This is a genomic window from Streptomyces sp. NPDC005648 (genome assembly GCF_040605395.1).
Lineage (GTDB): Bacteria > Actinomycetota > Actinomycetes > Streptomycetales > Streptomycetaceae > Streptomyces.
Map to the genome: position 1 here is coordinate 26,677 of NZ_JBEXCS010000045.1, position 11,728 is coordinate 38,404.

8 protein-coding genes are annotated in these 11,728 nt (G+C 73.1%); 6 read left to right on the forward strand and 2 right to left on the reverse strand.

The genetic code is table 11. From position 1 onward, the window contains the following. Window positions 1-186: 186 nt before the first annotated feature. Window positions 187-3,336: a tetratricopeptide repeat protein gene (locus ABZT17_RS24735; protein ID WP_356351766.1), complete on the reverse strand. Its 3,150-nt coding sequence runs from the start codon at window positions 3,334-3,336 to the stop codon at window positions 187-189. A 249-nt stretch (window positions 3,337-3,585) separates the two neighbouring features. Between ABZT17_RS24735 and ABZT17_RS24740 the strand changes: the two genes are divergently transcribed. Continuing rightward, window positions 3,586-4,854 carry a hypothetical protein gene (locus ABZT17_RS24740; RefSeq protein WP_356351767.1) on the forward strand — a complete coding sequence of 423 codons (1,269 nt, stop codon included), beginning with the start codon at window positions 3,586-3,588 and terminating at the stop codon, window positions 4,852-4,854. After that, window positions 4,839-5,240 carry a hypothetical protein gene (locus ABZT17_RS24745; protein ID WP_356351768.1) on the forward strand — a complete coding sequence of 134 codons (402 nt, stop codon included), beginning with the start codon at window positions 4,839-4,841 and terminating at the stop codon, window positions 5,238-5,240. The genes ABZT17_RS24740 and ABZT17_RS24745 overlap by 16 nt, the downstream gene beginning before the upstream one ends. On the opposite strand, the gene ABZT17_RS24750 is transcribed toward ABZT17_RS24745, so the two are convergent. After that, window positions 5,144-7,261, reverse strand: a complete 2,118-nt coding sequence (locus ABZT17_RS24750; protein ID WP_356351769.1) for a tetratricopeptide repeat protein — start codon at window positions 7,259-7,261, stop codon at window positions 5,144-5,146. The genes ABZT17_RS24745 and ABZT17_RS24750 overlap by 97 nt on opposite strands. A gap of 255 nt (window positions 7,262-7,516) precedes the next feature. Between ABZT17_RS24750 and ABZT17_RS24755 the strand changes: the two genes are divergently transcribed. The 4 genes from ABZT17_RS24755 to ABZT17_RS24770 all read left to right on the forward strand — a co-directional run bounded on the left by ABZT17_RS24755 (window position 7,517) and on the right by ABZT17_RS24770 (window position 11,716). Beyond that, window positions 7,517-8,959 carry a GuaB1 family IMP dehydrogenase-related protein gene (locus tag ABZT17_RS24755; protein WP_356351770.1) on the forward strand — a complete coding sequence of 481 codons (1,443 nt, stop codon included), beginning with the start codon at window positions 7,517-7,519 and terminating at the stop codon, window positions 8,957-8,959. A 129-nt stretch (window positions 8,960-9,088) separates the two neighbouring features. Then, the gene (locus tag ABZT17_RS24760; RefSeq protein ID WP_142150397.1) at window positions 9,089-9,541 is read left to right on the forward strand and encodes an Lrp/AsnC family transcriptional regulator; all 453 of its coding nucleotides are present in this window, start codon (window positions 9,089-9,091) and stop codon (window positions 9,539-9,541) included. Between the two features lie 83 nt (window positions 9,542-9,624). Next, entirely contained in the window at window positions 9,625-10,764 is a 1,140-nt protein-coding gene (locus ABZT17_RS24765) for an MFS transporter (protein WP_356351799.1), read from the forward strand. Window positions 10,765-10,909: 145 nt separating this feature from the next. Then, a complete protein-coding gene (locus tag ABZT17_RS24770) occupies window positions 10,910-11,716 on the forward strand; it encodes a carbon-nitrogen hydrolase family protein (protein ID WP_356351771.1) in 807 nt (268 codons plus the stop codon). Window positions 11,717-11,728 lie beyond the last annotated feature (12 nt).

Sequence of the window (11,728 nt, forward strand, 5' to 3'; positions counted from 1 at the left end):
AACTCCCCGAGTGTTCGATAGCTTCTGCCTCGCCGATGTGATGATCTACATCGGGTTCGGAAACTCACATGACGGAGCGCAAGTTGAACGTTTCCCCGAACCGCAATGACGGCGACCTCATCGAGCTGTACCGCTGGATGTGGTGACCCTGTCCTAGGCCGTCGTCGCCGGCTCCTGGGAAGGTGCTCAGGAGCCGGTCGATGTGTGACCGACCAGTAGCTCAAGCAACTGGTCCGCCTCCGTTTCGGCGCCCAGGCCGCGGTACAGGGTGATCGCCCGCTCGCCGTACGCACGGGCCTGAGAGGCACTACGGGCGGTCCGGGCGAGGCCGTCGAGGGCCTGGGCGGTGCCCAGGGGGACGTCGATCTCCCGCGCGACGGCGAGCGCCTCCTCGTAGCCCCTGAACGCGATGTCCCGCTGGCCCGACTCCCGTTGCACGTCCGCGGCTCCGATCAGGGCGCGGAGCCGTTCGAAGGGGTTGTCGATGCCGGCGGCGACCTGTTCCGCCATGGAGAGGTGCAGCAGGGCCTCGCCCCGGCGCCCGGACCGGGCGTGGGCCAGGCCGAGCCGGATGAGGACATCGGCCTCGCCGAGGACGTCGCCGCTGCTGCGGTGGGCGTCCAGTGCGCGCCGGTAGCAGGCCAGGGCGAGGTCGGTGCGTCCGGTCGCCTGGTGCACGGCGCCCAGGTTGGTCGCCAGAATCGCCAGGTCCTGTGGGCCGCCGTGCTCCCGCATCAGGGCCAGGGACCGCTCGTAGCAGTCGCGGGCGTCGTCGTGACGGCCCTGCAGGGCAGCCAACTCGCCCCGGTTGTTGAGGGCCTGGGCCAGACCGTAGTGGTCGGGCAGTTCCTCGTAGATGGTCTGCATGAGCTGGACCCGGTTCAGGGCTGCGTCGTACTGGCCGGCGTAGTAGAGGGCCACCCCTTGCACATTCAGGCATTCGGCTTCGCCGGCGCGGTCCCCGGCCTCGCGGTACAGGGCCAGGGACCGCTCCAGGGCCCGCATCGCCGGACCCCCGTGGCCGGCCGCCAGATGGGCGCGGCCGGACTGGAGGAGAGCGTCGGCACGGCCATGGGTGTCGTCCAGCTCCTCGCAGAGGGAGAGGGCCTCGGTGGCGCGGCGCAGGGCCTCGGTGTGGTTGCGCTGGGCCAGCAGGTCCGCGTGGGCGGTCAGCGTATGGGCGAGTGCGGCCCGGTCGCCCGCGGCCCGCAGCGCCGGGAGGGCGGCGTCGAAGAGTTCCGTCGTGATGTCCCAGGTGCCCCACAGTTTGAGGGATCTGGCCAGCACGGCCGGGAACAGCGCGGCGTACTCGGGGTGCCGTGCGGCGGCCGTGCGGGCGACCGCTAGGAGGTTGGACCGTTCCACGGTGAGCCATACGGAGGCCTCGTCCGCGTCCGCGAAGTGCGGGGTGTGACGGTCCCGGCCCGGGGGCAGGGTGATCGTCCGGCGGTGCGGATGGGCCGTGCGGTCGGCGCGGTGGGCCGCGGTGAGGTGATGGGCGAGGAGGCGGGGGAGCGCGTCCTGGTCGGTGGCGGCGCAGGCCCGCAGCCCGAAGGCACGGGTCAGGTCGTGGAGCCGGTAGCGGCCCCGGACCGGATCCTCGAGGAGGCCGGCGTCGAGCAGTTCCTCCACGCAGCGTTCCAGCACTCCCGGTGTCCGTTCGAACTCCGGGCCGGCCAGCGCGGCCGCCGCAGCGAGGGTGATGTCGGGGCCGGGGTGCAGGGCGAGCCGGCGCAGCAACATGGCGGCCGGGGCACCGAGTCCGGCGTACGAGACATGGAAGGCCGCGGAGACCTGGTCGTCGAACTCCGCGAGCGGATCGGCCGCGTGGGCCAGCCGGTCGAGGAGGTCCTGGAGCATCCATGACTCGCGGTGACGGAAACGGCTCGCCAGGAGCTGCAGGGCGAGAGGGTGACACGCGGACGCGTCCACCACCCGTTCCAGGGCCTCGGGTTCGGCCGAGGTTCTCGACGGGCCGACGATCCGGGTGAACAGGGTGGCCGCCTCCGCCCTCGACAGGGCGTCCAGGCGCAGGAACGTGGCGCCGTCGAGCCCGGCCAGCCGGCTCCGGGTGGTCACGATCGCCCGGCAGGTGGGTGCGCCCGGCAACAGCGGGACGACCTGGGACGCGTCCCTGGCGTTGTCCAGCAGCACCAGCGCGCGGTGCCGCGCCGTCCACTCCCGCCACCTCGCCGCCCGCTCGGCCGGCGTCGGCGGCAGCTCGCCCGACCATCCCGCCGAGTGCAGCAGAAGCGCCAGCGCCTCGGCCGGGTCCAGCGGTCGCTCACTGCTGTAGCCGCGCAGATCGACGTAGAACTGGCCGTCGGGATAGGCGGCGGAGAGCCGGTGCGCGGCATGCACGGCCAGAGCCGTCTTCCCTATCCCGGGCATGCCGTGGACGACGGTGACGGGCAGGGCGTTGTCCCCGCCGTCCGCACCCGCCGAGGCGCTCTCGCGCGCGAGCAGGATCCGCAGTTCACCGGCGCGCCCGGTGAAGTCCCGTGTGTCCCGGGGCAGACAGTTGCGGGGCTCGGGGACGGCCGGCACCACCGCGACCCGCGCGCCCTCCGTCCGCATCAGCGCGCGATCCTGCTCCAGCATCCGCAGATGCAGTTCCCGCAGCTCCGCCCCCGGCTCGATGCCCTGGCTCTCGTGCAGCCGGCCCCGTGCCTCCCGGTACACGGCGAGCGCCTCGTCGTGCCGCCCGGAGCGATACAGCGCCAGCATCAGCGAGCCGATCACCTTCTGCGCGAAGGGGTTCTGCGAGGCCAGCTCCTGGAGTTCGCCGACGAGGTCGGCGTGGCGGCCCAACTCCATTTCCAGGCCGATGCGTTCCTCGCGCACCCGGCGATGGTCCTCGACCAGTCGCGAACGCGCCGACAGCGCCCAGTCGTTGTCGCTGAACTCACTCAACGGCTCGCCGTGCCACATGCTTTCCACGGTGCGCAACAGGCCGATCGCGAGCTCGCGTTCACCCCGTCCCGCGGCGGCCGCCGCGGTTGCCCGCAGCCGCTGGGACCGCAGCAGGTCGATGTCGTCCGGATCGGCGACCCGCAGTTGGTACAGCCGCGGCGAGACCCGGCCCACCCAGGCCTGTTCGTCGCCCACGGCCGCGCGTAATCGCCCCCGCAGCCGGGAGAGGTAACTCTGCAGTGTGTCCACCGCGGTCGGGGGCGGCTCACCGTTCCAGACCCGGTCCGTCAGCGTGTCCACGGAGACCGGTTCACAGCGGGCATGGATCAGGATCAGGAGCACACGGCGCTCCTGCAGGGATCCCAGTGCGTACTGCCGCCCGTCGTGCCACAGCTCCAGCGGTCCCAGCGCGAGAAGTTCCACCCTTACCCCCGTGGGTGTATGCGGTTCCTGCCACCTCGGCACTGCCGTACGTATGTGCGGAACTCGATCCACTGTTCTGCGGGGTTCCGGGGAGGGGCCAGGGGCGCACAGGAGCGTGAGGGGCGCACAGGGCGGGAGTACAGGAATTCTGCAGGCCCGCCATCCAGACCCCGGGGCACGCCCTCGGTGACGGCCGCCCAGACCGCGGCCGACCGAGAAGGCTCGAAGAGGAACCGGGGGACGACAACGATGAGCGTGACAGTGCCCGAGACGCACTGGCGGCATGTGCCGGTACGGCCGGACGTCGAACGCTGGGCCACCCGCAGGACCCGCAGACGGGTACTGGTGGTGGTGCACACCATGATCGCGGGGCAGCGCCTGCTCGACGCGATCCGCCTGCTGGAGGGCGACATCAGGGTGCAGACCTTCTTCACCCAGGCGCCCGATGTGTTCGGCAACGGCGTGGCCGAGTTCCTGGAGGGGCTCGGCGGCCTGGTGCTGCCGTGGAGCCAGGCCGTGCAGACGGTCTTCGACCTCGCCCTTGCCGCCAGCCACGGCAGCCTCCACGAACTGCCCACTCCGGTGATCGTGCTCCCGCACGGAGCCGGCCACAACAAGCTCGCCCCGGCCGGTCGGCCGGGCCGGACGGTGGCACGGCGCGCGGTGTACGGCCTCAGCAGGCAGCGACTGGTGCGGGACGGGGCGGTGGTGCCCGAGGTGATCGTGCTGGCCCACCACGAGGAGCTGACCAGGTTGGGCCGTGAGTGCCCCGAGGCGCTGCCCGTGGCCGAGGTGGTGGGCGACCCGTGCTTCGACCGGATCGCCGCCAGCCTGCCGTCCCGGGCGCGGTACCGCGACGCCCTGGACACCGCGCCCGGACAGCGACTGGTCCTCGTCTGCTCCACCTGGGGGCCCGACTCCCTGCTCGGACAGGGCTGGGAGCTCCTGGAGCGGCTGGTCGGCGAGCTGCCCCGGGACGAGTTCCGGATCGCCGCGCTCCTGCATCCCCATGTCTGGACCGCGCACGGCGCCTGGCAGGTGCGGGCCTGGCTCGCCGGACTGGTCCGCTCCGGACTGACCCTGGTGAGCCCGTACGGCGACTGGGCCGGCGCGGTCGTCGCCGCCGACTACATCGTCGGCGACCACGGTTCGGTCACCCTCTACGGCGCGATGACCGGGGTGCCCGTCCTCATGGCGGGCAGGTCCGACGCCGAGGTGGACCCAGGCTCGCCGCTCGCCGAACTCATGTCCTTCGCGCCGCGCCTGCGCGGGGACCGCCCCCTGCGCCCGCAGCTCAGCCGGAGCTCGGCCACCCGCCCTCCGCACCGCTACGAGCGGGTGGCGGCCCGCATCTCCTCGGAACCGGGCAGGTTCTCCCGCAAGATGCGGGCCCTGCTCTACCGCAAGCTCCGGCTGCGCGCCCCCGCCACCCGGACGACGACGGAACCGGCACGCCTCCCGGTCACCGTGTCCTACGACGATCCCGGCAGCGCGGGGGCGCCATGGCGACGCCCGTGACCGTCGACGAGCACCTCCGGGTCCGGTTGCCCGCCCCCGCCCGCCTGGCCGAGCTCGCCGACGTGCTGACCGTGCACGGCAGGGGAGCGCGCCGGGCGCGGGAGACGGCGGCGGCCCATCCGGGGGCCCTGGTGGTCGCGGTGCACGACGGGGACCGGTGCTGGCTGGCCTTCGGCGCCGACGGGACCGTACTCGAACTGCGGGGACCCGGTGCCGAGGAGGACTGGGCGGCCGTCGCCTCGCTCGCCCATGCGTGGCTGGTGGCGGGGCTGCCGGCCGGGGAGTTCGGTCACCCCTCGGTCCGCCGGAGCCCACGGCGCGCGGCCTGCGCCTCCCGTGATCCGGACCGGCCCACCGAGGCGTACAGCTCCAGCGCCTCCCGGTAGTGGTCCCGAGCGGCGCGGACCTCCCCGCGCCGCTCGGCGACCTCGGCCAGGACCCCGAGGGCCCGCGCCACCTCGTACCCGGCCCCCATGCCACGCAAGGTCTCCAGGGCGTACGACACCTGCCGCGCCGCCTCCTCGAGACGGCCCGGCGCGAGGTGCGCGCGACCCAGGAGCACGCTCGCGCGGGCCGCGTTGTAGGCGTCGCCCTCCGCGTCCAGCGTGGTGCGGGCGGCATCGGCGTGGCGGACCGCCGCCTCGGCGTCCCCGGTGGTCAGCGCCACGTCGGCGAGGTTCAGCAGGGCCAGCGCACCGGCCCGGGGGTCGCCCTGCTCCGGCAGTTCCCGCGCGGCGCGCCGGAACCGGTCGGTGGCCTCGCCGAGACGTCCGAGCCGTTGCAGGGCGAGCCCCCGGTAGTTGAGGGTGCGGGCATGCCCGAGCCGGTCGTCGGCGTCCAGGAAGAGCCGGGCCGCACGCTCGAACATCTCCAGGGCGCGCTCGTGGTTCCCGGCGCCGAGCTGCCCCACCCCGCCGGAGGTGAGCATCCGGCACTCGGCCGCCGCGTCGCCCGACTCCCGCGCCGCCGACAGCCCTTCGTCGTGCGCGGCGCTCCAGTCGTCGTAGAACTTCCGCCGCAGGAAGAGCGGCCACAGGGCGTCGGCCAGCTGCCAGGCGACGGTCGGGAAGCCCGCGGGGCGTGCCTGGCGGAGCACGGCCATCAGGGCCGGCAACTCCCGTTCCAGCCAGTCCAGGGCGGACTGGGCGTCTTCCCCGACGTCTGCGGTGACGACCGGACCGGGGCCGAAGTCCCGTGCCATGGTGCGGTGCTGGGGGTCGATCAGTTCCTCGGCCCGGGTGGCGCTCGCCAGGTAGTGGTCGGCGATACGGCGCAGCGCCGCCACGCGCTCGTGCGGCGGCTCGTCCTCCTCGGCCTTCGTGGCGGCGTGCAGCCGCACCAGGTCGTGGAAGCGGTGGCGCTCGTCCCCGGCGTCCAGGAGCAGACTCGCGTCGTGCAGCGTCTCCAGGAGCGGCTCGGCGTTCGCGCACAGCGCCTGCGCCACCGCGCCCCCGAACTCCGGGCCGGGATGCAGCCCCAGCAGCCGGTACAGCCGGGCGGCCGGAGGCGGCAGCGCCCGGTACGACAGGTCCAGGGCCGCCCGTACGTCGTGGTCGCCGTCGATCGCCAGCGCCTCCAGCCGGTCGCGCTCCTCGGCGAGGGCGCGCACCATCGTGGTGATCCCGCGTTCCGGCCGCGCCGCCAGCCGGGCACCGGCGACCCGCACCGCCAGCGGCAGTCCCGCGCACAGCTCGACCAGGGTGCGCGCGGCATCCGGCTGCGCGGCCACCCGGTCGTCGGACAGGGTGTCCGCGAGCAGCTCCACCGCCGCCTCGGCCGCGAGCGGCTGTACCTGCACGGGGAGACAGCCGTCGACGACCAGCCCCGGTAATCGGCTGCGGCTGGTCACCGCGGTCACGTTCTTGCCCGTGGGGAGAAGCGGCCGTACCTGGGCCGCGGTCGCGGCGTCGTCGAGCAGCACCACCAGACGCCGGCCCTCGGTCAACGACCTGTACAGCGCGGTCCGTTCGGCCAGTGCCGTGGGCACCTCCGGGGACGGGACACCGAGCGCCCGCAGGAAGCGGCCGAGCACCTCGGCCGGGGACGCCGGCCCGCCGGGGGACTGGGCGCCGAGATCGGCGTACAACTGGCCGCCCGGGAAGTGCGGGCGCAGGGTGCGCAGCCAGCGCAGGGCCAGGGCGGTCTTCCCGACCCCGCCGAGCCCGCTCACCGCGACCAGCGCGGGCCGCTCCTCGCGCAGCGCGAGGGACCGGTGCCGCTCCAGCGCGGCCAGCTCCTCGGAGCGGTCGACCATGCGCACGGAGGGCGGGAACTGCCAGGGGGTGGGTCCCGCCGGCCCCGTCCCGGAGACGACGCGGATACCGCCGTGCACCACGCCCGCCTGGATGCTCGCGCCGTGCACCGTGCCGCTCAGTTCGTTCCTCGACCCGAACTCATCCCCGCGCACGCGTGACTCCCGCCGTGTGAGAACAGCCGCACCCTGAACGGATCATTTCCGCACACGCGATCGATATCCATCGGGGCATCGCCGCTTTCGGGGGATCCTCCAGGACTCGGGGGATCCTCCAAGACGGGGACCGAGGTCTCTGGACGAAACGCCCGGGCTCGTCGATCCGTCCCTCATGGGACAATGAAGTACGTGCTCTTTCCCCCTGGCTGACCTGTCCGGGGGCCACCTCTGATCGACTGGGATGTGCAGCACGTGCGTTTCCTCAATGACATCCAGCCCCCGTACGACCTGACGTACGACGACGTCTTCATGGTCCCCAGCCGCAGTGCCGTCGGCTCGCGGCAGGGAGTGGACCTCGGCTCCCCGGACGGCACGGGCACCACGATTCCGCTGGTCGTCGCCAATATGACCGCCATCGCCGGGCGCCGGATGGCCGAGACGATGGCCCGGCGCGGCGGCCTCGTCGTCATCCCGCAGGACATCCCGATCGAGGTCGTCACCGAGGTCGTCTCCTGGGTGAAGAGCCGCCACCACGTTCTGGACACCCCGATCGTGCTGGCCCCGCACCAGACCGTCGCCGACGCGCTGGCCCTGCTGCCGAAGCGGGCGCACAACGCCGGTGTGGTCGTCGACGAGGGCGGCCGGCCCGTCGGTGTCGTCACCGACCAGGACCTGACCGGTGTCGACCGCTTCACCCAGCTGGAGGTCGTGATGTCCCGCGACCTGCTGCTCCTGGACGCGGACATCGACCCCCGCGAGGCCTTCAACCGGCTGGACGGGGCCAACCGCCGCTACGCCCCCGCCGTCGACGCGGACGGCAGGCTCGCCGGCATCCTCACCCGCAAGGGCGCCCTGCGCGCCACGCTCTACACCCCGGCCGTCGACGCGGACGGCAAGCTGCGCGTCGCCGCGGCCGTCGGTATCAACGGCGATGTGGCGGGCAAGGCCAAGCAGCTGCTCGACGCGGGTGTCGACACGCTCGTCATCGACACCGCGCACGGGCACCAGGAGTCGATGATCAGCGCCATCAGGACCGTGCGGGCGCTCGACCCGCGGGTGCCGCTCGTGGCCGGCAACATCGTCGCCGCGGAGGGGGTCAGGGACCTCATCGAGGCCGGCGCGGACATCATCAAGGTCGGTGTGGGCCCCGGCGCCATGTGCACCACCCGCATGATGACCGGCGTCGGCCGGCCGCAGTTCTCCGCCGTGCTGGAGTGCGCGGCCGAGGCCAGGAAGTACGGCAAGCACGTATGGGCCGACGGCGGTGTGCGCCACCCGCGTGACGTCGCGATGGCGCTGGCTGCCGGCGCGTCCAACGTGATGATCGGGTCCTGGTTCGCGGGGACCTACGAGTCGCCGGGCGATCTTCAGCAGGACGCCGACGGCCGGCTCTACAAGGAGTCGTTCGGCATGGCCTCCGCGCGCGCGGTGCGCAACCGCACGTCGGACGAGTCGTCGTACGACCGTGCCCGCAAGGCGCTGTTCGAGGAGGGCATCTCCACCTCGCGGATGTTCCTGGACCCGGCCCGACCGGGCGTCGAGGACCTGATCGACTCGATCATCGCGGGCGTCCGCTCCTCCTGCACCTACGCCGGCGCGGGCTCCCTGGAGGAGTTCGCCGAGAAGGCGGTCGTCGGCATCCAGAGCGCGGCCGGCTACGCGGAGGGCAAGCCGCTGCACGCCAGCTGGGGCTGATCCGAGTCGTGTTCTACTTCGTGTACGGCCAAGGCCTCGCATACGGCCAAGGCCTCGCATACCGCCAAGGCTTCGTATACCGCCAAGGCCGTTCCCGTCTCGCGACACCTGAGAGCTGAACCACCCACCGTGCTGAACGATCTCGACGAACGCATCGTGCACGCCCTCGCCGAGGACGCCCGCCGCTCCTACGCGGACATCGGGCAGCTCGTCGGCCTCTCCGCGCCCGCCGTGAAGCGGCGCGTGGACCGGCTGCGCGCCACGGGGGCCATCACCGGCTTCACCGTACGGGTGGACCCCTCGGCCCTCGGCTGGGAGACCGAGGGGTTCGTCGAGATCTACTGCCGGCACAACACCTCGCCGGAGACCATCCGGCGAGGCCTGGAGCGGTACCAGGAGGTCGTCGCCGCGTCGACCGTCACCGGCGACGCGGACGCGATCGTGCAGGTCTTCGCCTCCGACATGCGGCACTTCGAGCGGGTCCTGGAACGGATCGCCGGTGAGCCGTTCGTCGAGCGCACCAAGTCGGTGCTGGTGCTGTCGCCGCTGCTGCGCCGCTTCTCGTCCGGATCACCGACGTAATCCAGGGGCCGGCCGCGCCCGGTGCGCCTACCATCGGTGACATGACCTGGCGACATTGATCCTCCACCGCCGGCGCCCGCCGGCTGACGGCCACGCTGTACGGCTACGCGTTCCTGGACGACTTCGTCCTGCTCTACCCGGTGTACGCGCTGCTGTTCAGCGACACCGGCCTGTCCGTCTGGCAGATCTCCTCGCTCTTCGTCATCTGGTCGCTCACCGGTGTCGCGCTGGAGGTGCCCTCCGGCGCCTGGGCCGACGCCGTCTCCCGGCGGCTCCTGCTGTGGCTGGGCCCGCTGCTCACCGCCGTCGGCTTCGCCCTGTGGGTGCTCGCCCCGTCGTACGGGGCCTTCGCCGCGGGCTTCGTGCTGTGGGGCGCGCGCGGCGCGCTGGTCTCCGGCGCCCTGGAGGCACTCGTCTACGAGGAGCTGGAGCGGGTCGGCGCGGACGCGCGGTACGCCGAGGTGATGGGCCGGGCCAAGGCCTTCGGGCTGGTCGCGGTCATGGCGTCGACGGGGCTCGCCGGGCCCGTGTTCGCGTGGGGCGGCTATCCGGCCGTCGGTGCGGCCAGTGTGCTGGTCTGTCTGGCGAGCGCGGTGACGGCGACCCGGTTCCCGGAACACCGGGTGGCGGGGGAGGACGACGGCGACGGCTGGGCGGCCACTCTTCGGGCGGGGCTGGCCGAGGTGCGGCGCGAGCGGTCCCTGCGCGGGGCGATGGTGCTGGTCCCGGTCGTGACCGCGGTATGGGGAGCGCTGGACGAGTACACACCGCTGCTGGTGCGTGCGACCGGTGTCGCGGAGGCGACGGTCCCCTGGCTGCTGCTGGTGATCTGGACCGGCGCGACGGCCGGCAGCCTGCTCGCCGGGCGCTGCGAACGGCTGGGCACGGCGGGACTCGGGTGGCTCCTCGGCGCGGCGGCCGTGGCGCTCGCCGCGGGTGCCACGGCCGGGACCCCGGCCGCCCTGGTCCTCGTCGCGCTCGCCTTCGGCGGCTTCCAGCTGGCGACGGTACTGGCCGACGTACGACTGCAGCGGCACATCGACGACTCCGGGCGGGCGACGCTGACCTCCGTCGCGGGACTGGGCACGGAAGTGGCCACCATTGCCGTCTACGCCGGCTACGCGGCGATCTCGACCAGCTCCGGCCACGGCACCGCCTTCGCGCTGTTCGCGGTGCCGTACCTGGTGACGGCGCTGCTGCTGGTGAGCCGCGGCCGTGACTGAGGGCACGCAACGAATCGCCGCCGCGGACGTGCCGTACGCAACGAACCGCTCGGCGGCGCGCAACGGCTCCTTCTTGCTGGCCGCGGCCCGGCGACCGTACCGTCTAGGTGGCCCCCGAAACCCTCCGTACCGCTGAGGACCACGCATGCGCACCGCCCTGCTCCAGAGCTCCGGACGTCCCGGCTCCGTCGGCGAGAACCTCAAGGTCCTCGACGCGGCCGCCGGTCGTGCCGCCGCCGCGGGTGCCGCGCTGCTGGCCGCGCCGGAGATGTTCCTGACGGGGTACGCGATCGGCGACGACATCGGTCGTCTGGCCGAGCCCGCCGACGGGGACTCCGCCGACGCGATCGCCGACATCGCCGCACGGCACGGGCTCGCGATCGCCTACGGCTACCCCGAGCGCGACGGCGGGAGCGACGGCACGGGCGGCACGGTCTTCAACTCCGCCCAGCTGATCTCGGCACAGGGCGACCGCCTCGCCAACTACCGCAAGACCCACCTCTTCGGTCGCTTCGAGCGCGACCACTTCACACCGGGCGGGCAGCCCGTCGTCCAGGCGGAACTCGACGGGCTCACCGTCGGCCTGATGATCTGCTACGACGTCGAGTTCCCGGAGAACGTCCGGGCCCACGCCCTGGCCGGCACCGACCTCCTCGTCGTGCCGACGGCCCAGATGCACCCGTTCCAGTTCGTCGCCGAGGCGATGATCCCGGTGCGCGCCTTCGAGAACCAGATGTACGTCGCGTACGTCAACCGCGTCGGTCAGGAAGGGGAGTTCGACTTCGTCGGCCTCTCCGCGCTGGCCGGGCCCGACGGGGTCGCCCGCACCCGCGCCGGGCGCGGCGAGGAGCTGGTCCTCGCCGACGTCGACCCCGCGTTCCTCGCCGCGTCCCGCGAGGCCAACCCGTATCTGCGCGACCGCCGTCCCGGCCTGTACGGGTCGCTCGCCTGAATCCCCCGCGCC

Coding starts and splice junctions, on each gene's coding strand:
- ABZT17_RS24745 (WP_356351768.1), top strand. CDS start 4,839: ATGGCGACGCCCGTGACCGTCGACGAGCACCTCCGGGTCCGGTTGCCC.
- ABZT17_RS24740 (WP_356351767.1), top strand. CDS start 3,586: ATGAGCGTGACAGTGCCCGAGACGCACTGGCGGCATGTGCCGGTACGG.
- ABZT17_RS24770 (WP_356351771.1), top strand. CDS start 10,910: ATGCGCACCGCCCTGCTCCAGAGCTCCGGACGTCCCGGCTCCGTCGGC.